The organism is Bacterioplanoides sp. (assembly GCF_965219715.1).
Taxonomy (GTDB): domain Bacteria; phylum Pseudomonadota; class Gammaproteobacteria; order Pseudomonadales; family Oceanobacteraceae; genus Bacterioplanoides.
The window spans coordinates 2,022,067-2,043,080 of the sequence record NZ_OZ244785.1; the positions used below are offsets into that span (position 1 = coordinate 2,022,067).

Consider the following 21,014-nt stretch of genomic DNA (forward strand, 5'->3'; position numbering starts at 1 on the left):
GCAATTTATACGTACCAGATAACAAAAAAGGCGGCTAAGCCGCCTTTTCTCATCAATCGACTCAATTAAGAGTTCTGCTCACCCGCAGCATCTCCAATTGAATCATCACTGTCGTCCTTAGCCAAATCATGACTCTCTTCAACCGGAGAAGCCGGACCTGAACCCTTATCATCCCACGCTTTTGGTGGACGAGGCTTCTTACCTGCCATGATATCGTCGATCTGATCAGAATCGATAGTTTCGTACTCCATCAAGGCATCTTTCATCAATTCCAGCTTATCGCGATTATCTTCCAGAATCTGAGTAGCACGCTGATAACAGCCATCCAGCAGATCTTTCACTTCAGCGTCAATAGTACGAGCCGTCTCATCAGATAAGTGAGATAGTTGACCACCACCAGAAGAACCAAGATAGCTCTGCTGCTCCTCTTCGGTATACAACTGAGCACCCAACTTATCGGACAAGCCCCACTTAGTAACGTAGTTACGGGCGTACTTGGTCGCACGTTCAATATCGTTGGAAGCACCGGTGGTAACACCATCTTTACCCAGCGTCATCTCTTCGGCAATACGACCGCCGTACAGCGAACAGATATTACTCTCGATACCACGCTTACTGATGGAGTGACGATCTTCTTCCGGCAGGAACATGGTCACACCCAGCGCACGGCCACGTGGAATAATCGACACTTTATAAACAGGGTCGTGCTCTGGAACAATACGACCAACAATGGCATGACCAGCTTCATGGTAAGCAGTGTTGGTTTTTTCCGCTTCCGACATCACCATGGTTTTACGCTCGGCGCCCATCAGGATTTTATCCTTGGCTTTTTCGAACTCTTCCATAGTTACCAGATTGCGGTTTGCGCGCGCCGCAAACAGCGAGGCCTCATTCACCAGGTTGGCCAGATCAGCACCAGAGAAACCAGGAGTACCACGAGCAATCAGAGATGCATTTACATCATCTGCCAGAGGCACTTTTTTCATGTGAACTTTCAGAATCTGCTCACGACCACGAATATCAGGCAGACCCACAGTAACCTGACGGTCAAAACGACCTGGGCGCAACAACGCCGGGTCTAAAACGTCCGGACGGTTAGTCGCAGCAATCACAATAATACCGTCATTACCCTCAAAACCATCCATCTCAACCAGTAACTGGTTCAGTGTTTGTTCGCGTTCGTCGTTACCCCCACCAATACCAACACCACGGGAGCGGCCAACCGCATCAATTTCGTCAATAAAGATAATACAAGGCGCTTGTTTCTTGGCTTGCTCGAACATATCACGAACACGGGAAGCACCCACACCAACAAACATTTCAACAAAGTCAGAACCGGAGATAGAGAAGAAAGGCACCCGTGCCTCACCAGCAATGGCTTTGGCCAACAGAGTTTTACCGGTACCAGGCTGACCCACCATCAGAACGCCACGAGGAATATTGCCACCCAAACGCTGATATTTACCTGGGTCACTCAAAAAGTCGACCAGCTCTTTTACGTCTTCTTTGGCTTCATCGCAGCCAGCAACATCTTCAAAGGTGGTCTTAATCTGGTCTTCACTCAGGAGCTTAGCTTTGCTTTTACCGAAAGCCATCGGGCCGCCACGACCACCAGCTCCGCCCTGCATCTGGCGCATGAACAACATAAACACAGCAATGATGATCAGAATCGGCAGAGAGGCCAGCAGCAACTGAGACAAGAAACCTTGTTTCTCTGGCTTCTCACCCACTACTTCAACACGGTGATCCAACAGAGTATCGATCAGCTTTTCGTCATAGGTTGGCAGAACCGACTCAAACGTTTCGCCTGATGTCGTACGTCCAGTGATGCTTTGACCGGAAATCGTGACTTTTTCCACCTGACCATTCTGCACCGCGGTCATAAACTGAGAGTAGGAATACTCCTGACCGCGGCCGACGTTCTGGAAGTTGTTAAACACCATCATCAGCACGGCCGCAATAACCGCCCACAATATGAAATTCTTTGCCATGTTTGGCATACCTCTTAACTCAGCGGACCAACGCTTCCTTGGTGATTACGCGTCAATCTTGCATGTGTTGAAATTTTGACCCTAGTCCTAGCTTAGCAAGCATTTACTAAGCGCGAAAACCTTTACCAACGATATAAACCTCGCGGGAACGCGCCCGTGAAGCTTTAGGCTTGCGAATCAGCACCTTAGAGAAGGACTGGCGCACATCGGCAAGGTATTCATCAAAGCCTTCGCCCTGAAACACTTTGGCGACAAAATTGCCATTTGGTTTCAGCGTCTGACGCGCCATATCCAGCGCCAGTTCCACCAGATACATAGCACCGGGCTGATCGATGGAGGCCATACCGGACATATTGGGGGCCATATCCGAAATTACAAGGTCTACCGGACGATCATCGATCGCCGTCATAATTTCTTCGAAAACCGCATCTTCGGTAAAGTCACCCTGAATAAAGGTGACATCGGCAATATTATCCATCGGCAGAATGTCTGAAGCGATAACAACGCCACTACCATCAAGCTTGTTTGCCACAACCTGAGACCAGCCGCCAGGAGCAGAACCCAGATCCAGTACAGTCGAACCGGGCTTGAGCAACCCATCTTTTTCATCCAGCTCCAGCAGCTTGTAACTGGCTCGGGTACGGTAGCCATCCTGCTGCGCCATCTGTACGTACATATCGTCTACATGTTCTTTCAGCCAGTTAGCACTGGTTTTTGAACGCGTCGAACGTGACATAGGGGGTTTTACTCCAAGGTCAGGTATACTATGCGCTAATCACGCTTATTGAATCGGTAAAGTCCGATTCTAACACTGAAATAGATCCAACACTGAAACAGAAGCTATATGGCATTATCAAACGAACAGAAAAAAGCATACCGTTCCATTGGCCACAACCTGAATCCGGTCGTGACCGTTGCCGGCAATGGTTTAACCGAAGGCGTAATGGAAGAGCTGAACCGCGCCCTGGACGATCATGAGCTGATCAAGGTAAAAGTTGCCGTCGGCGATCGCGAGGTAAAGCATGCTGTTATTGCTGAACTGGTCAAACTGACTGGCGCTGAATTGGTACAGCAAATTGGCAAAGTTGCTTTACTGCTACGCAAAAATCCAAAAGCAAATCCTAAGCTGTCTAATCTTCAGCGCCCTTAATTGCTTTTTGGTCTCTGGTTTCTGCAACGCTGAAAATAACGTTTGCGGGAGCCAGCAGCACCCAGACCAGCCCCAGTGCCGATAACGCATGCAGCAACATCATCTGCAACTTCCACCACGGCATCAAAGCAAAATACATCAGCGACATTAACAGCATAATCACCATCAATTGCTGAGGTAACTGGCGCCAGTTAAAGGCACGTTTCAGTAACGTCATTATCAGCATCAACAACCCACATAAAGCACCAATTGCCACACTGGTGTGCAAAACATCTATTCCATGAAACGGGAAATAGCTGTTTTTTTCCAGCACCGGACGAGCAATATAGGCACTCGACCACAAGCTTCCCAACCAAAACGTGCGAAACAGAATCAAATATTGCCTGAGCATGACCAATCCAGAGTAATAACTGAACACTAATGTCATCTTATACCAATTCAGCGGTTGGAAGGCTGAGCCGTTCCGGTGATAATGGCTCAAATTTCAGACGCAACCACAGTCAGATTACATTTCTGTGGCACAGATCAAGATAGCTATAACAAAGGTTTCATCAGGCATGTCGAATGTTGTTATTTCCGGTACCGGACTGTTTATCCCTCCACACGTAATCACCAACGATGAGTTGGTTGCCGCTTTTAACCAGTATGTCGACAAGTTTAATGCCGAAAATGCCGCCGCCATTGAAGCCGGTGAAACCGAAGCTTTGTCACACTCAAGCTCCGAATTCATTGAAAAAGCGTCAGGCATCAAAGCCCGCTACGCCATGTATAAAGACGGCATCATCAATCCGGACATCATGCATCCGACCTTCCCAATGACCCGCGAAGGTGAAACGCCTGAGATCGTACAAATGGGCTGCGCTGCTGCGCGCGATGCTATGGAACAGGCAGGGAAAACCGCTGACGACATCGACATGGTGATTGTCTCCAGCACCTTCCGCCAGCGTGATTACCCGGGCATGTCGGTGGAGATTCAACGCGACCTTGGCATCAAAGGTTTTGCTTACGACATGGGCATTGCCTGTTCGTCAGCCACTTTCGGTATGATTAACGCGTTCACTGCACTAAAGGCCGGAACTGCTAAATGTGTGTTATTCGTGAACCCTGAATTCACCACACCAGGCCTGGATTTTAAAGATCGCGATAGCCACTTTATTTTTGGTGATGTTGCTACCGCTGCGGTAATGGAGCTAGAGGAAAACGCCAAACCAGAAAACGCTTTCCGCATCCTTAACACCAAGCAGTTCACCGAATTCTCTGACAACATCCGCAGTGACTCCTCATATGCCGACTACTGCTTTGATGAAGTTCCGGCTAACCGTTACGCCTTTAAACAGCGTGGTCGCAAGGTATTCAAAGAGCTGCTGCCGCTGATTGTTACCTTTCTGGGTGAACAACTCGAAGCTAATGAACTCAGCGCGGAAGATATGAAACGCATGTGGCTGCACCAGGCCAACATCAATATGAATAACTTTGCCGTTAAGAAGTTACTCGGCCGCCTGCCAACCGAAGAGGAAGCACCAGTAGTATTGGATGAATTTGCCAATACTGCGTCGTCCGGCTCTGTTATTGCTTTCCACAAATACAAAGAAGATTTCCAGTCCGGAGACAAAGGCATTATCTGTTCTTTTGGCGCCGGCTACTCGATTGGTTCCTTATTAGTAGAAAAAGTCTGATACCCGACCAATTCTCCTGCCTTTACCCGGAATCCAATGCGGATTCCGGGCCATGTTTTCCCGGTCATTTTTTATTTGTTCCATTAGGTAAAAAAACCTTCATTGGCCTATTTGGTTTCTCTGTGTCAGTGTGACCGCAGACTTTAAATCTGTGAGGAAAAACCATGTCTCAACCTGCACTCAAAGAACAGCCCAGCTCTTTTGAGCGTGAAGATCTGCTGGCTTGCGGTCGCGGTGAAATGTTTGGCGAGGGCAACGCCCGCCTGCCGTTACCCAACATGCTGATGATGGATCGCATCGTTCATATCAGCTCCGAAGGCGGAGCCTATGGTAAAGGCGAAATTGTGGCCGAGTTGGATATCGACCCCTCTCTTTGGTTTTTTGATTGCCACTTTGAAGGCGATCCGGTCATGCCTGGCTGCTTAGGTCTAGATGCCATGTGGCAGCTGGTCGGCTTTTTCCTTGGCTGGCGTGGCAACCCGGGTCGCGGCCGCGCCTTAGGTTGTGGCGAAGTTAAATTCCGTGGTCAGGTATTACCAGAGGCCAAAAAAGTAACTTATCGCATCGACGTAAAACGCGTGATGGAACAAAAGCTGGTGATGGGAATTGCTGACGCACGCATGGAAGTTGATGGTCGCGAAATCTATCATGCGAAAGATTTACGTGTCGGTCTGTTTACCTCGACAGCTGATTTCTGATCGGCAACATTTAACCAGGCGATCAGCTTTAGTAAAAAAACTAACAAAACTGATCGCCTGAGTTTGCCAAAATGACTAAGCGGACAAAAATGTCACCTTAGGTCCGACCTTTTCGGATAAAACCATAGTCTTATTGAAATTCAGTCATTAAAATCGCCGCAAATATTTTCCTGAGGCGTATATGGCACAAATCATTCAAACGGAAATGACTGAACTGGTGACACCGGGACTGGCAAACTTCTCCGGCAACATGCATGGCGGTGAATTATTAAAGCTGCTGGATAAAGTTGCCTACACCTGCGCCATGCGTTACTCCGGCCACTATGCCGTTACTCTGTCGGTCGACAATGTATTGTTTAAACAGCCAATCCATATTGGTGAAATGGTCACCTGCCTGGCCACCATTAACTATACCGGCCGCACCTCCATGGAAATTGGCATCAAGGTCATTTCTGAGAACATCAAAGAAAAAACCGTCCGTCATACCCATACCTGTTATTTCACCATGGTTGCCATGGATGAAAACAACAAGCCGGTACCGGTACCACAGCTGGAACTGAAAGACGAAGAACAGATTCGCCGTTGGAACAAAGCATTAAAACGCCGTCAGGCACGTTTTAAGCTACAGGAAATGATGAAGCAGATTGAACAGGAAGATTCTTTCGAAAATGAGCTGCCCAAAGCATCACTCATGTAGAGAACAAAAAAATGGCCGCTTAACGCGGCCATTTTTTGAAATAAACAAAGCCATCTGCAACACATTACAGATGTTTTACTTCGTCAATTTCGTATTCAACAGCACCAGCTGGTACCTGAACAACGGCAACATCACCTTCTTCTTTACCAATCAACGCACGTGCAATTGGTGAAGACACAGAAATTTTATTCTGTTTAATGTCGGCTTCATCATCACCCACAATCTGGTACTGAACTTCTTCATCAGTATCGAGATTAATCAGGCTAACGGTAGTACCAAACAGAACTTTACCGGTGTGAGGGATATTCTTAATATCGATAACCTGCGAGTTAGATAACTTGCCTTCGATATCCTGAATACGACCTTCGATAAAACCCTGCTGCTCACGTGCAGCGTGGTACTCAGCGTTTTCTTTTAAGTCACCGTGTTCACGAGCTTCGGCAATGTCTTTGATCACTGCCGGACGAGCAACGGTTTTTAATTCCGTTAACTCAGCCTGCAATGCCGCTTCGCCTTCCACTGTCATTGGGTACTTTTGCATAATTTATTTCCTTACACGCTGCTTAAATAGCAGCGTGAATTTCCTGTAAACGACGAACTACGTTCAGGCCTTCAGCATTCAAGCCTTCTACAACGGCTTCAGCACCAGCTAAAGTCGTTGTGTAAGTTACTTTGTGCTGCAGCGCGCTGCGACGAATATCAGCAGAATCAGCAATGGCTTGAGTACCTTCAGTGGTATTCACAATCAATGCGATTTCATCGTTCTTAATGGTATCAACAATGTTTGGACGTGCTTCGTTCACCTTGTTGATGCGCTCAACTGCGATGCCAGCTTCAACCAACTTAGCGTGAGTACCACCTGTTGCGATCAGGCTGAAGCCTAACTTAGCGAAACCTTGGGCAACCGCCACAACACCTTCTTTATCGGCGTCACGTACAGAGATAAATACTTTACCTTCTGTTGGTAATTTCTCACCAGCACCCAGCTGAGCTTTGTAGAAAGCTTCGCCGAAGGTAGCACCTGCGCCCATGACTTCACCGGTCGATTTCATTTCAGGGCCTAAGATTGGATCTACGCCTTGGAATTTATTGAACGGGAATACCGCTTCTTTTACAGAGAAGTGTTCTGGAACGATTTCTTCAGTAAAACCAAGCTCAGCCAGTGTTTTACCCATCATCACTTTACCTGCAATCGCAGCTAAAGAATTACCGATACACTTAGAAACGAAAGGTACGGTACGGGAAGCACGTGGGTTAACTTCGATCACGTAGATCTCGTCATCCTGGTAAGCCAGCTGAGTATTCATCAGACCAACTACACCCAGCTCTAACGCCATAGCTTTTACTTGCTCACGCATGCGATTCTGAACATCTTCAGACAAGCTGTACGGAGGCAGAGAACATGCTGAGTCACCGGAGTGAATACCCGCTTGCTCAATGTGCTGCATGATAGCGCCGATCACAACTTGCTCACCGTCACATACTGCATCAATGTCTACTTCAACCGCACGGTTTAAGAAGTAGTCCAGCAGTACCGGAGAATCGTTAGAAACCTGAACCGCTTCACGCATGTAACGACGCAGAGATTCTTCGTTGTTTACGATTTCCATCGCACGACCACCTAATACATAGGAAGGACGTACAACTAATGGGAAACCGATTTCGTTGGCTTTAGAAATCGCTTCTTCAGTAGAACGTACAGTGGCATTCACTGGCTGTTTCAGACCCAAACGCTGAATCATTTGCTGGAAACGCTCACGGTCTTCAGCACGGTCAATCGCTTCTGGAGAAGTACCAATAATCGGTACACCAGCGGCTTCTAATTCGTTCGCCAGTTTCAATGGAGTTTGACCACCGTACTGAACGATCACGCCTTTTGGCTGTTCTTTATCAACAATTTCTAATACGTCTTCCAGAGTTACCGGCTCAAAAAACAGACGGTCGGAAGTATCGTAGTCGGTAGAAACCGTTTCAGGGTTACAGTTCACCATGATGGCTTCGTAACCTAAATCTTTGGCAGCGAACGCAGCGTGTACACAGCAGTAATCGAATTCGATACCCTGGCCAATACGGTTTGGACCACCACCCAGAACGATAATTTTTTCTTTATCGGTTGGGTTCGCTTCACACTCTTCTTCATAAGTAGAGTACATATAAGCAGTATCGGTAGAGAACTCGGCCGCGCAGGTATCAACACGCTTATAAACCGGACGAACATCTAACTTCTGACGTTGCTTACGGAATGCTTTTTCAGACACACCCAGCAGCTTAGCCAGACGAGCATCAGCAAAACCTTTACGCTTCAGACGGAAGATACGATCGGCATCCATCGAGGTTAAGCTGCTTTGTGCAACGTCCGCTTCATCTTTAATGATGTCTTCGATCTGCACCAGGAACCAAGGATCAACACCTGAGTGCTGGTAAATTTCTTCAACACTTAAACCAGCACGGAATGCGTCACCGATGTACCAGATACGATCTGCGCCTGGGGTTTTCAGTTCAGAAATAATCTTGTCCATCGCACCTTCAGAATCAAGGTCGATGATAGGGTCGAAACCGCTAACACCCACTTCCAGACCACGCAGCGCTTTCTGCAATGACTCTTGCTGGGTACGGCCCATTGCCATCACTTCACCCACAGATTTCATCTGTGTGGTTAAGCGGCCATCCGCTGCTGGGAATTTCTCGAAAGTGAAACGAGGAATCTTAGTAACAACGTAATCGATGGAAGGCTCAAACGATGCTGGGGTTGCACCGCCAGTGATGTCGTTTTGCAATTCGTCCAGGGTATAACCAATCGCCAGCTTGGCTGCGATTTTAGCAATCGGGAAACCAGTTGCTTTAGATGCCAGAGCAGATGAACGAGAAACACGTGGGTTCATCTCGATCACAACCATACGGCCGTCTTTTGGATTGATACCGAACTGAACGTTAGAACCACCGGTTTCAACGCCGATTTCACGCAGTACTGCCAGCGAGGCATCACGCATGATTTGCAATTCTTTGTCGGTCAGTGTCTGAGCCGGTGCAACAGTGATGGAGTCACCTGTGTGTACACCCATGGCATCAAAGTTTTCGATGGAACAGATGATGATACAGTTGTCGTTTTTATCACGCACAACTTCCATCTCGTATTCTTTCCAGCCGATCAGAGATTCATCGATCAGCAGCTCGCTGGTTGGCGATAAGTCCAGACCACGAGTACAGATTTCTTCGAACTCTTCTTTGTTATACGCGATACCACCACCGGTACCACCCATAGTGAAAGACGGACGAATAATACATGGGAAGCCTAAGCCCTTCTGAACTTCGCGCGCTTCTTCCATGCTATGGGCAATGCCCGCACGTGGACATTCCAGACCGATCTTTTTCATCGCTTGGTCGAAACGATCACGGTCTTCCGCTTTGTCGATTACATCAGCTTTAGCGCCGATCATTTCAACATTGAATTTTTCTAAGATGCCAGCAGACTCAAGGCCTAATGCACAGTTCAGTGCAGTCTGGCCACCCATGGTTGGCAAGATAGCGTCTGGGCGTTCTTTTTCAATGATGTTAGCAACTGTATCAACCGTGATCGGTTCGATGTAAGTTGCATCCGCCATTGATGGGTCGGTCATAATTGTGGCTGGGTTAGAGTTCACAAGAATAACGCGGATACCTTCTTCACGCAGGGCCTTACAAGCCTGTGCGCCAGAATAGTCGAATTCACAAGCCTGGCCGATGATGATCGGACCAGCGCCAATGATTAAAATACTTTGTATGTCGGTACGTTTTGGCATGGCGGCGTCCTACTTCTTAGCGGCTTCGATCAGATCGATGAAACGATCAAACAATGGGGCAACGTCACGTGGACCCGGGCTTGCTTCAGGGTGACCCTGGAAGCTGAACGCTGGCTTATCAGTCAGCTCGATACCCTGCAAAGTGCCATCGAACAGAGACTTGTGAGTCGCTTTGATGTTCGCTGGAAGTGAGGCTTCGTCTACGGCGAAACCGTGGTTCTGAGACGTGATCATAACAACGCCGGTTTCCAGATCCTGAACCGGGTGGTTACCACCGTGGTGGCCGTGCGGCATTTTCACGGTTTTTGCGCCAGAAGCTAACGCCAGCAGCTGGTGACCTAAACAGATACCGAATACCGGGATATCGGTTTTCAGGATTTCCTGAATCGCCTCGATAGCATACGTACATGGCTCCGGGTCACCAGGGCCATTGGATAAGAAGATGCCGTCCGGGTTCATCGCCAGCACGTCCGCTGCCGGAGTCTGAGCCGGAACAACCGTCAGATCACAACCACGCTCAGCTAACAGACGCAGGATATTGCGCTTAACGCCGAAGTCATAAGCAACCACTTTGTATTTGCCGTCTTTCAGTTCGCCGAAGCCCTGGCCCAGAGTCCAGTCTTGCTCGGTCCACTTATAACTATCAGTAGCCGTCACTTCCTTCGCCAGGTCCATACCTTTCAGGCCTGGGAATTCTTTTGCCGCCGCAATCGCTTTAGCAATGCTTTCTTCAGAAGTGGCATCCGCACCAGCAATGATGCAGCCATCCAGTGAGCCTTTTTCACGCAGAATACGGGTCAGGCGACGGGTATCGATATCAGCAATACCCAGGATGTTATTTTCCTTCAGGTATTCATCCAACGCTTTTTCGCTGCGGAAGTTAGAAGCAATCAGAGGCAAATCACGAATCACCAGTCCTTTGGCGAAGATACCGCGAGACTCTTCGTCTTCGCTGTTAACACCGTAGTTACCGATATGTGGGTAAGTCAGAGTGACAATCTGGTTAGCGTAGGATGGGTCAGTCAGGATCTCCTGATAACCGGTCATGGAGGTGTTAAACACCACCTCTCCCACAGACAGACCTTCAGCACCAATAGCGGTGCCTTTGAAGATACTGCCGTCCTCAAGAGCTAGAATGGCTGGCGTAGACAAGGCTTAAATCCCCGAAGTAAGAACAATCTGGCGACATAGATAACGCAAAAGTGCCTGCTCAACTCGCAAAAAAGCGGGATGGAACCCAAAAGGCTTCATCCCGCTTTTTTGACTAAATTCTGAACTGCACGGCTACTCTTTTTTGGGTAGTTGCATTACGTACTTAAACTAACACTAAATGATACTGAAAACAGAGGCTTATGTCCATCCCTAGTCCGTTGATCTTACTTGATAAGCAAGCCCTCACAAATGAGCCCGTTAATACCTTTTGCAACCAGCTCTGACAAATCGAAAGCCTGACCATGGAGACAACAAAACAAAGAGGCGTTAACATCACCCTTTCTTTCACGCAAAGGTTATCAAGACATATAATTTATTCGATTTGATTAAAGCTGAGTGGCAATCATTATTATTCATTATATTTAATGCGCCATTTCTGTGATTAATGAAAATTTCAAAAAACGTTGTTATTAATTACGACGATTATTATATAAAAAAAAGGAATATTGTTATTCGACTTGGACTAATCAATCGTTCAGAGATATGTAAAACTACGACAGTATTTTTTACGATTTTTTTATTAACTTTTATCTTAATTACGCCAGGCCCCGTAAGAATTTCTATATCATTACCGCAAATTTAGCGGTACATCACAAAAAACACCTAGTTACACTGAGTTACATAATGTAACATACATTTTGATACCTAAAAGTGCTTCACTAAAAGCCCTATAAAGTTTCTTATTAGCAGATAATTGAGATAAATAACTACTGTTCCAAAAGAATACAGTTAACTCTCTCAATTTAATTAACAAGCAGATTAATAATATTTCCTGACACAACCGTGATACAGGAATGAGAGATCAAAAATAACCATATTAAACGAGGTTTAATTATGCCAGTAGCCGTTGATGGTCGCCGTCGTTTGCAACCGGAAGAACGCAGACGCTTATTATTAACCTATGCCGTTGAAGTGTTCGCACGCAGAGGCATTGGTCGCGGTGGGCATACGGAAATTGCCGAAATGGGTGGCGTATCTGTCGCCACTGTATTCAACTACTTCAAAACACGTGAAGCGTTAGTAGAAGCTGTTTTAGAAGACGTTGATAGCTTTTTAATCTCCCTGGCCGAATCAGTTTACTCTGAAGAGGACGATCCGGTTCAGGCGATTCGCACTCACATCAAAGCATTCCTGAATGCTTGTGAAGAAAACCCTTCCTACATCAAAGTATGGTTAGAGTGGAGCGCATCCGTTCGTGAAGAAACCTGGCCGTCTTATCTGGAATTCCAGAACAAGTTACTTGATATGATTGCCAAGCAAGTCGACAAGGGCGTTAAGAAAGGCTTGATGGAACCAGGCTTAGCCCCGAAAGAACGTGCACGCTGGGCATTAGGTAACGCTCAGATGCTGGTTTCTATGGTATTTGATCCAAACGGAAAACCGCGCGGCATGGAAAAAATGGTTGAGCGTGGCTTCGACCACATGCTGGGTGTTAAGGGCTAACGCTCTTAAAGTGCCAGAAACAAAAAAAGCCGCTTCCTTTATCAGAAGCGGCTTTTTTGTTTTGGCGACACTGAGTGAAATTAAAAACCCAGCACGTCCTGCATATCGTATAAACCGTGAGTCTGCTCACAGATCCACTTCGCGCTGCGCACTGCACCTTTAGCAAACGTCATACGGCTTTGTGCTTTGTGAGTCACTTCAACACGCTCACCTTCGGCAGCAAACATCACAGTGTGATCACCTACTACGTCACCGCCACGAATGGTTTCAAAACCAATTTGTTTGTGCGGGCGAGCGCCGGTCTGGCCTTCACGACCGTAACAAGCTACTTCGTTTAAATCCCAGCCCATGGTTTCGGCAACCACTTCACCCATACGTAAGGCAGTACCGGATGGCGCATCCACTTTATGCTTATGGTGCATTTCAATCACTTCGATATCGCTGTCATCACCCATTACCTTGGCAGCCATACGCAGCAGGTTCAGGCACAGGTTTACACCAACAGAATAGTTTGGTGCGAATACGATCCCCATATCACTGGAAGCTTGCTGCAGGCGAACTTTCTGCTCATCAGTCAGACCTGTTGTACCAATGACGATGTTTTTACCGTGACTGCGGCATAATTCAACGTTAGCCATAGTCGCTTCCGGAGCAGTAAAGTCGATCAGCACATCAAAATCATCGATGACAGCTTCTAGGCTGGTCGCTGTTTTTACGCCCATTTCTTTACCCAGACCCGCCAGTGCACCGGCATCGATACCAGCCATTGGATCGTCAGCCAACACAACGGTTGCGCCCAGTTGTGCGTTTTCGTCAGCGGCAACCGCTTCGATCAGTACACGGCCCATGCGGCCTGCTGCACCAGTAATTGCAATGCGAGTCATGGTTTTTCCTGAATCTGGAATATAAAAATTGGGGAGAATTATAAAGGCTTTGCGTGTGAATGCGAGCGATCACTGGGTGGACCGTGTGTTCTTTCAAAAGCAGCAACAGGATGTTGCGGTAGGATCTAGAGCCAGGGATGGCTCACAGATCCTGCGGCTGAAAGAATTCTGGTTCACTCAGCGATTGCGTTGTCAGAGGAGGTTACATTTCTTCGAAGAAACGTTTCACCCCTTCAAACCAGCTTTTCTTCTGCGGCGAGTGTTTTTCACCTTTTAAAGAAGCCTGGAATTGCTCCAGCAGTTCTTTCTGCTCTTTATTCAGATTAACCGGAGTTTCAACCTGAACACGGCACAATAAATCACCAGCAGAGCCGCCACGTACCGGCACAACACCTTTACCACGCAGGCGGAATAATTTACCGCTTTGAGTTTCCGCCGGGATTTTCAGCTTAACGCGACCATCCAGTGTCGGAACTTCCAGTTCACCACCTAATGCTGCATCCACAATGCTGATCGGCACATCGCAATACAGGTTACGGCCATCACGGTGGAACAACTCGTGCTCACGCACACTGACCTGCACATATAAATCGCCCGCCGGGCCACCCATTGCGCCCGCTTCACCTTCGCCAGACAGACGAATACGATCACCGGTATCAACACCCGCCGGAATTTTAACCGACAGTGTTTTGGTTTCTTCTTTAACACCGCGACCATGACAGCTGTTACATGGATCTTCGATGATAGTGCCCTGACCACGACAGGTCGGACAGGTTTGCTGCACAGAGAAGAAGCCCTGCTGCATACGAACCTGACCCTGACCATGACAGGTGGTACAGGCTTTAGGCTTGGTACCTTCTTTTGCACCGGAGCCGTCACAGGTTTCACAGGTGGTTAAAGTAGGAACACGGATTTTTTTCTCAACGCCACGAACAGCTTCTTCAAGAGACAGCTCCATGGTGTAACGCAGATCGGAGCCACGTTGTGGGCCACCACGACCGCCGCGGCCACCACCGCCTCCGCCGCCAAAAATATCGCCGAAGACATCACCGAAAATATCACTGAAACCGCCAGCACCGCCGCCACCAAAGCCGCCGGCCTGACCATCAACACCGGCGTGACCATATTGGTCGTACGCGGCACGTTTCTGCTCATCACCTAAGATTTCGTAAGCTTCTGTCGCTTCCTTGAACTTGGCTTCAGCATCGGCATCATCCGGGTTACGGTCCGGGTGATATTTCATCGCAATTTTACGATACGCTTTTTTCAGCTCTTTTTTCTCGACGCCTTTGGCTACACCAAGTACTTCGTAATAATCTCGTTTCGACATGATTTTGCTCGTTTAAATGGCAAAAAAACGCGGCTAGTTTTCTAACCGCGTTTTGTTTGAGTGCTTTAAAGAATTAACAATTACTTGTCTTTAACTTCTTCAAACTCAGCGTCTACAACGTCGTCGTCCTGACCACCTTGCTGTGCACCAGCGTCCGCTGCGCCTTCAGCACCTTGTTGTGCCTGAGCCTGTTCAGCGTACAGTTTCTGAGCCAGCGAGCTGGAAGCTTCAGTCAGAGCGTTGGTTTTCGCTTCGATGTCCGCTTTGTCGTCAGTCTTGATTGCTTCTTCAAGATCAGCAACGGCTTTTTCGATCGCAGTTTTCTCTTCTTCAGTCGCCTTATCACCGGCTTCTTCCAGAGTTTTCTTAGTTGCGTGAATCAGGCCATCGGCAGTGTTACGAACCTGAATCAGCTCTTCGAACTGCTTATCCGCTTCAGCATTCGCTTCCGCGTCTGCAACCATTTTCTCGATCTCGTCATCGCTCAGGCCAGAAGAGGCTTTAATAACGATGGACTGTTCTTTACCAGTCGCTTTATCTTTCGCACTTACGTTCAGAATACCGTTGGCATCGATGTCGAAAGTAACTTCGATCTGAGGCACACCGCGTGGAGCCGGTGGAATATCAGCCAGATCGAAACGACCCAGAGATTTGTTTTGAGCCGCTTGCTTACGCTCACCCTGGACTACGTGAATGGTTACAGCAGGCTGGTTGTCATCAGCAGTCGAGAACACCTGAGATTTCTTCGAAGGAATCGTGGTGTTTTTCTCGATAACCGCAGTGGCAACGCCACCCATGGTTTCGATACCCAGAGTCAGAGGAGTCACGTCCAGCAGCAGTACGTCTTTCACGTCACCAGCCAGTACCGCACCCTGAATCGATGCACCAACGGCAACCGCTTCATCCGGGTTAACATCTTTACGTGGCTCTTTACCAAAGAACTCAGCAACTTTTTCCTGAACCATTGGCATACGGGTTTGACCGCCTACCAGGATCACTTCGTCGATTTCGCTGGAAGACAGATCAGCGTCTTTCAGTGCAATGCGGCAAGGTTCCAGAGAGCGAGAAACCAGATCTTCAACCAGAGATTCCAGCTTGGCACGAGTCACTTTTACGTTTAAGTGCTTAGGACCAGTCGCATCTGCTGTGATGTATGGCAGGTTCACATCAGTTTGCTGTGCAGAAGACAGTTCAACTTTTGCTTTCTCAGCGGCTTCTTTCAGACGCTGCAGAGCCAGTGGGTCGTTGTGCAGATCGATGCCGCTTTCTTTCTTAAATTCGTCAGCCAGATACTCAATCATGGCCATATCGAAGTCTTCACCACCCAGGAAAGTATCACCGTTGGTTGCCAGTACTTCGAATTGCTTCTCGCCATCAACGTCAGCAACTTCAATAATGGAGATGTCGAACGTACCACCACCCAGGTCGTATACCGCGATGGTGCGGTCGCCGCCTTCTTTGTCGATGCCGTAAGCCAGTGCCGCAGCCGTTGGCTCGTTGATGATACGCTTAACTTCTAAACCAGCGATCTTACCAGCATCTTTTGTTGCCTGACGCTGAGAGTCATTGAAGTAAGCAGGAACAGTAATTACTGCTTCGGTTACTTCTTCACCCAGGAAATCTTCTGCAGTTTTCTTCATCTTTTTCAGAACTTCTGCAGATACCTGTGGTGGTGCGAACTTGTCGTCTTTTACAGATACCCATGCATCGCCATTGTCCGCTTCGATGATTTTGTACGGAACCATAGAGATGTCTTTCTGAACCACGTCATCTTTAAAACGACGACCGATCAGACGCTTAATCGCGAACAGGGTGTTATCCGGGTTAGTTACCGCCTGACGCTTAGCCGGCTGGCCTACCAGAGTCTCACCATCGGTGTATGCGATGATGGAAGGAGTGGTGCGATCGCCTTCTGCGTTCTCAACCACTTTTGATTTTTCGCCATCCAGTACGGCAACACAGGAGTTGGTGGTGCCCAGGTCGATACCAATAATTTTACCCATAAGATTTGTCTCCAATGTCGGGCGGCGCTGGCCGCCTCAAAAAATAATTACAATAGTATTTGTGTTGATTTCTATATATGTCCGATCAAATGGCTTTCAAGTGCCTTTTCAAATTTTGATCAGTAAATATTTATCCGAATGCAACAAGCGATTGAACTGCATATGTTTTTCACTCGCCGCATCCAATGAACGTCCTTGTTCTGGATGCTTACGCGGCGTCCTGCCGCTGCTTTGAAAAAATATCCAGCACAATGCTGGCTATTTTTTCGGGATCTCTGCTGTTTGTTCAGCTTGTTCAGCAGCAAACAATTCTCAGGCGTTTTCGTCGATCTGCGGAGCGCCCTTGCTCACCATCACCATCGCCGGACGTAACAAGCGGCCTTGCAGCGTGTAACCTTTCTGCATCACAGCGATAACTGTGTTGGGTGCCGCTTCAGCACTCTCAACCATCGACATTGCCTGGTGCAGTTCCGGGTTAAAGGTTTCACCCATCGGATCAACGGTTTCCACTTTGAATTTCGCCAGACCAGCAGCAAAACCCGTCAGTGTCATTTCAACACCTTCACGCAGCGGCTTAGTGGCTTCGTCATCACCGGCGGCTGCCAGTGCGCGATCCAGATTGTCTGCAACACCTAACATTTCGTTAGCGAACTTTTCCACGCCAAACTTGTGTGCTTTTTCCACATCTGCTTCAGCGCGGCGACGTACGTTCTGCATCTCAGCCTGAACACGTAACATCTGATCTTTCAGATCAGCGATTTCCTGTTGAGCGGCTTCCAGCAGAGAAGTCAGTGCTTCTTCACCGGTTTGCTCATTTGCGCCTTCAGCTGCTTCTTCTGCAGCGGCTTCGGTTGCTTCAACTTGCTCTTCAGCTGGATTCTGGATTTCGTCCTGAATGTTCTGCTCTTCAGACATCAACTTTTCCTCAATCAGGGGTCGTTCAACTTGTTTCGATGACTGGTATATGGGAACGGAATACAGAGTTTCAAGAGCATAAACAGCAGCAAAGCTGATTAAATTCTTGACAGATCAAGATACTGTACATATAAACACTGTATGTATAATCAGCATTAAGGTGAGTTATGCTGTCACATCTGTCGATACATCAGTTTGCACTAGTGGATGAACTGGAGCTGGAATTTAAGCCCGGCATGGCGGTGATTACTGGCGAAACCGGTGCCGGCAAGTCGATTTTGCTGGATGCTCTCGGCATCGCACTCGGACAACGAGCGGAAGCCGATAACGTGCGCTTTGGTGCCGACAAGGCCGAAGTCAGTGCCAGCTTCACCCCAAACGACAATGCCAGAAACTGGCTGGAACAACGTGACCTGCCAACGGATGACGATCAGATTATCCTGCGCCGTGTGGTTTCCTGCGAAGGTCGCTCGCGTGGTTATATCAATGGCCGCCCCGCTTCCGCTAATGACCTGAAAGATCTGGCACAGTGCCTGATCGATGTTCACTCCCAACATGCTCACCAACGCCTGCTGCAGAAAGATACCCCACGACAACTGGTGGATGCCTTTGGCAATTTACAACAGGATGCCCGTGCGGTTTCACAAGCCTTTAAACACTGGCAAAAGAATGCCCAACGGTTAAAAACCCTGAGCGAAGAAAGCAGCGAAATTCAGGCACAACGTCAGTTGCTCAGCTATCAGGTTGAAGAATTACGTGAGCTGAACCTGAGCGAAAACGAACTGGACGAATTAGAATCCGAACATAAACGTTTAGCCAACGCTGAAACCATGTTACTCAGCGGCCAGCAAGCTCTGGCTTCCTGTCTCGGCGATGAAAGCGCTGAAATGGCCGCAACTCAGCTAGCCTATCAGGCAATGAACCTGCTGGGCCAACTGGACGATAATCATCCTACATTATTGGAAGCCAAGGACCTGTTACAGCAAGCGCATATTCAGCTGGAAGAGGCTGGCTTATCGCTGCAACGTTATCTGGAACAAGTGGATATTAATCCTCACCGGCTGCAACAAGTTGAAAACCGTTTAGGGGAAATCTTTTCGGTTGCCCGCAAACATCAGATTCAGCCACAACGTTTGTATCCATACTGGCAGGAACAGGAAAATCAGTTAGCGCAGCTGAATCTGAGCGACGATGATTTATTAGAACTTGAACAGGAAGTTGAGCGTTTACGTGAGCACTTCCAACAGCTGGCGCAAAAACTCTCTGGCAAGCGCCAGAAAGCGGCAACGAAACTTGATAAAGAAGTAGAAGCGCACTTTGAGTCGTTGGCATTAGGTCGTGCGCGTTTTATGACACAACTAACAGCGCTTGAACCTCAACAAGCCAATCATCATGGTATCGACAATATCAGTTTCCACGTGCAAACCAACCCGGGTATGCCATCCGGGCCGCTGGCCAAAGTAGTTTCCGGTGGTGAATTGTCTCGTATTAGCCTGGCGATTCAGGTGGTCACCGCCGCCACCAGCCAGATTCCGAGTTTGATTTTTGATGAAGTGGACGTCGGTATTGGTGGCGGAACTGCAGAGCGTGTTGGTCGTTTAATGCGTTCACTCGGTAAAGAAGATGGACAAGTAATGTGTGTCACCCACCAGCCTCAGGTTGCTGCTCAGGCTCACCAGCATTTTCAGGTGAGCAAAATCAGTGGCGATAATTCCACCCACACTCAGATTCGTGAATTAAGCGACAAACAACGCTCGGAAGAGCTTGCACGTATGCTGGGCGGTGTGGATATTACTCAGCAAACCCTGGCACACGCTCAGGAGATGCTGGATCTGGTGCAATAAGCCGCAACGCCTTTTATCTCGCTCAAAACAAAAAAGCCCTGATGACTCAGTCATCAGGGCTTTTTATATTCTGCCAGACAGTGCTTACTTCTTACGAACGTACAGCACCAGGCTATGGTCAACCAGCTCGAAGCCGTGCTCTTCAGCAATTTCATGCTGCAGGCGTTCGATTTGTTCGTTAGAGAACTCGATTACAGTACCATCATCAACGTTCACCATGTGGTCGTGGTGATCGCCACGGGCCAGTTCAAATACAGAGTGACCACCATCGAAGTTGTGACGCTCAACCAGGCCAGCACTTTCGAACTGAGTCAGTACACGGTAAACCGTTGCCAGGCCAACATCTTCACCGGCATCAATCAGAGAACGGTAAACATCTTCCGCGCTCATGTGGGCTTCCGGATTGCTTTCCAGAATGCTCAGAATCTTAACTCGTGGCAGAGTCACTTTCAGGCCCGCTTTGCGCAGTTCCACATTTTGATCGGACATGCTTTCCTCGAATATTTCACAGCAAGTTGAATTATCGGGTATTATCGCTTGTCTGAGCCATCATGCGCAACTGATAAGCATTTGCCAGAGCGCTGGGGACAAACGATTTGCCAATAATGAGTGTATTTATGCGAGCGTCAATTCTGACTGTTTTACTGGGTTTTGCAACCCTGGCGGGCTGTGCTTTCCCGGGAGTTTATAAACTAAACGTGCAACAAGGCAATATCGTAACCCATGACATGATCGAACAACTGGAACCTGGTATGACACAACGCCAGGTGGAATATGTTATGGGAACACCGGTTGTACAAAACCCATACGAGCAACAACGCTGGGACTACATTTATACACTGGAACAGCGCGACGTTATCACCAAGCGTTACCACATCAAAGTCTTCTTCGATGAACAAGGCAATTACACCCGCTACGAAGGTGAGCTGCCAGCGGATGAAAGCCTCGATAAGAGCCAGCTGGACGACCTGCCAGCACAGGAAGAAAAGCGCAATCTGCTGGATACCTCGGAATAGCATCAGCCGACGACCAATACAAAAAAGCCCCGCATCCGTTCAGGTTGCGGGGCTTTTTTATGAGCCAGAGATTACTTCTTGGTTTTCGCCGCCCGATTGGCACGTGCCTGCTTCGGATCAATAATCAGCGGACGGTAAATCTCAATCCGATCGCCATCACGCACGGTATCGGTATCAGGTGCACGCGATGCCTTACCAAAAATACCGTACTTGGCCTCATCCAGATTCAGCTCAGGAAACTCGTCCACAATGGTGGATTGTTGTGCCGCCTGACGAATGGTTGAACCCTCTTCGACCTGAACTTTAAGAATCTTTTGTTTTTCTGGTAACGCGTAAGCCACTTCAATTTCGATCATGTTTACGTCTTCCATCTTTG

General features: G+C 48.1%; 19 protein-coding genes. 7 read left to right on the forward strand and 12 right to left on the reverse strand.

Annotated elements, in window-relative coordinates:
• Positions 1-65: 65 nt before the first annotated feature.
• Together ftsH and rlmE are read right to left on the reverse strand one after the other, a co-directional pair.
• On the reverse strand, positions 66-2,000 hold the full coding sequence (gene ftsH, locus ACOQOZ_RS09695) for an ATP-dependent zinc metalloprotease FtsH (protein ID WP_420592066.1): 1,935 nt from the start codon (positions 1,998-2,000) through the stop codon (positions 66-68).
• 97 nt (positions 2,001-2,097) lie between these two features.
• Positions 2,098-2,727: a 23S rRNA (uridine(2552)-2'-O)-methyltransferase RlmE gene (rlmE, locus tag ACOQOZ_RS09700; protein ID WP_420592067.1), complete on the reverse strand. Its 630-nt coding sequence runs from the start codon at positions 2,725-2,727 to the stop codon at positions 2,098-2,100.
• A gap of 108 nt (positions 2,728-2,835) precedes the next feature.
• Between rlmE and yhbY the strand changes: the two genes are divergently transcribed.
• Positions 2,836-3,141 (forward strand): ribosome assembly RNA-binding protein YhbY, encoded by a 306-nt coding sequence (gene yhbY, locus ACOQOZ_RS09705; protein ID WP_420592068.1) that lies wholly within the window; start codon positions 2,836-2,838, stop codon positions 3,139-3,141.
• On the opposite strand, the gene ACOQOZ_RS09710 is transcribed toward yhbY, so the two are convergent.
• On the reverse strand, positions 3,122-3,532 hold the full coding sequence (locus ACOQOZ_RS09710) for a hypothetical protein (protein ID WP_420592069.1): 411 nt from the start codon (positions 3,530-3,532) through the stop codon (positions 3,122-3,124). The two genes, yhbY and ACOQOZ_RS09710, sit on opposite strands and share 20 nt — an antisense overlap.
• A 166-nt stretch (positions 3,533-3,698) precedes the next feature.
• On the opposite strand from ACOQOZ_RS09710, the gene ACOQOZ_RS09715 reads away from it, so the two are divergent.
• The 3 genes from ACOQOZ_RS09715 (at position 3,699) to ACOQOZ_RS09725 (ending at position 6,212) form a co-directional block, all read left to right on the forward strand.
• Positions 3,699-4,817 (forward strand): beta-ketoacyl-ACP synthase III, encoded by a 1,119-nt coding sequence (locus ACOQOZ_RS09715; RefSeq protein ID WP_420592070.1) that lies wholly within the window; start codon positions 3,699-3,701, stop codon positions 4,815-4,817.
• 164 nt (positions 4,818-4,981) lie between these two features.
• The gene (gene fabA / locus ACOQOZ_RS09720; RefSeq protein ID WP_420592071.1) at positions 4,982-5,515 is read left to right on the forward strand and encodes a 3-hydroxyacyl-[acyl-carrier-protein] dehydratase FabA; all 534 of its coding nucleotides are present in this window, start codon (positions 4,982-4,984) and stop codon (positions 5,513-5,515) included.
• A 181-nt stretch (positions 5,516-5,696) separates the two neighbouring features.
• The gene (locus ACOQOZ_RS09725; protein WP_420592072.1) at positions 5,697-6,212 is read left to right on the forward strand and encodes an acyl-CoA thioesterase; all 516 of its coding nucleotides are present in this window, start codon (positions 5,697-5,699) and stop codon (positions 6,210-6,212) included.
• A 64-nt stretch (positions 6,213-6,276) separates the two neighbouring features.
• Here ACOQOZ_RS09725 and greA read toward each other — a convergent pair whose 3' ends face one another.
• From greA to carA, 3 genes are read right to left on the reverse strand one after another with little or no spacing between them, the layout of a single operon-like run.
• Positions 6,277-6,753, reverse strand: a complete 477-nt coding sequence (greA, locus tag ACOQOZ_RS09730) for a transcription elongation factor GreA (RefSeq protein WP_420592073.1) — start codon at positions 6,751-6,753, stop codon at positions 6,277-6,279.
• A 22-nt stretch (positions 6,754-6,775) separates the two neighbouring features.
• Entirely contained in the window at positions 6,776-9,991 is a 3,216-nt protein-coding gene (gene carB, locus ACOQOZ_RS09735) for a carbamoyl-phosphate synthase large subunit (RefSeq protein ID WP_420592074.1), read from the reverse strand.
• A gap of 9 nt (positions 9,992-10,000) precedes the next feature.
• On the reverse strand, positions 10,001-11,143 hold the full coding sequence (gene carA, locus ACOQOZ_RS09740; RefSeq protein ID WP_420592075.1) for a glutamine-hydrolyzing carbamoyl-phosphate synthase small subunit: 1,143 nt from the start codon (positions 11,141-11,143) through the stop codon (positions 10,001-10,003).
• A gap of 894 nt (positions 11,144-12,037) precedes the next feature.
• Here carA and ACOQOZ_RS09745 point away from each other — a divergent pair.
• Positions 12,038-12,646, forward strand: a complete 609-nt coding sequence (locus ACOQOZ_RS09745; protein WP_420592076.1) for a TetR/AcrR family transcriptional regulator — start codon at positions 12,038-12,040, stop codon at positions 12,644-12,646.
• Between the two features lie 80 nt (positions 12,647-12,726).
• Here ACOQOZ_RS09745 and dapB read toward each other — a convergent pair whose 3' ends face one another.
• From dapB to grpE, 4 genes are all read right to left on the reverse strand, one after another.
• Positions 12,727-13,530, reverse strand: a complete 804-nt coding sequence (gene dapB, locus ACOQOZ_RS09750) for a 4-hydroxy-tetrahydrodipicolinate reductase (protein ID WP_420592077.1) — start codon at positions 13,528-13,530, stop codon at positions 12,727-12,729.
• 202 nt (positions 13,531-13,732) lie between these two features.
• Complete coding sequence (dnaJ, locus tag ACOQOZ_RS09755) at positions 13,733-14,860, reverse strand: molecular chaperone DnaJ (protein WP_420592078.1); 1,128 nt, start codon at positions 14,858-14,860, stop codon at positions 13,733-13,735.
• An 80-nt stretch (positions 14,861-14,940) separates the two neighbouring features.
• Complete coding sequence (gene dnaK, locus ACOQOZ_RS09760; RefSeq protein ID WP_420592079.1) at positions 14,941-16,863, reverse strand: molecular chaperone DnaK; 1,923 nt, start codon at positions 16,861-16,863, stop codon at positions 14,941-14,943.
• Positions 16,864-17,175: 312 nt separating this feature from the next.
• A complete protein-coding gene (gene grpE, locus ACOQOZ_RS09765; RefSeq protein WP_420592080.1) occupies positions 17,176-17,778 on the reverse strand; it encodes a nucleotide exchange factor GrpE in 603 nt (200 codons plus the stop codon).
• Positions 17,779-17,945: 167 nt separating this feature from the next.
• Here grpE and recN point away from each other — a divergent pair, with 167 nt between their 5' ends.
• Positions 17,946-19,622: a DNA repair protein RecN gene (gene recN / locus ACOQOZ_RS09770; RefSeq protein WP_420592081.1), complete on the forward strand. Its 1,677-nt coding sequence runs from the start codon at positions 17,946-17,948 to the stop codon at positions 19,620-19,622.
• A gap of 84 nt (positions 19,623-19,706) precedes the next feature.
• Here recN and fur read toward each other — a convergent pair whose 3' ends face one another.
• Positions 19,707-20,111, reverse strand: coding sequence for a ferric iron uptake transcriptional regulator (gene fur / locus ACOQOZ_RS09775; RefSeq protein WP_420592082.1), 405 nt, complete (start codon positions 20,109-20,111; stop codon positions 19,707-19,709).
• Positions 20,112-20,239: 128 nt separating this feature from the next.
• On the opposite strand from fur, the gene ACOQOZ_RS09780 reads away from it, so the two are divergent.
• Positions 20,240-20,638 (forward strand): outer membrane protein assembly factor BamE, encoded by a 399-nt coding sequence (locus ACOQOZ_RS09780; RefSeq protein WP_420592083.1) that lies wholly within the window; start codon positions 20,240-20,242, stop codon positions 20,636-20,638.
• Between the two features lie 71 nt (positions 20,639-20,709).
• Here the strand turns inward: ACOQOZ_RS09780 and ACOQOZ_RS09785 are convergent, their stop codons facing one another.
• Positions 20,710-21,009: an RnfH family protein gene (locus ACOQOZ_RS09785; protein ID WP_420592084.1), complete on the reverse strand. Its 300-nt coding sequence runs from the start codon at positions 21,007-21,009 to the stop codon at positions 20,710-20,712.
• Positions 21,010-21,014: the final 5 nt, after the last annotated feature.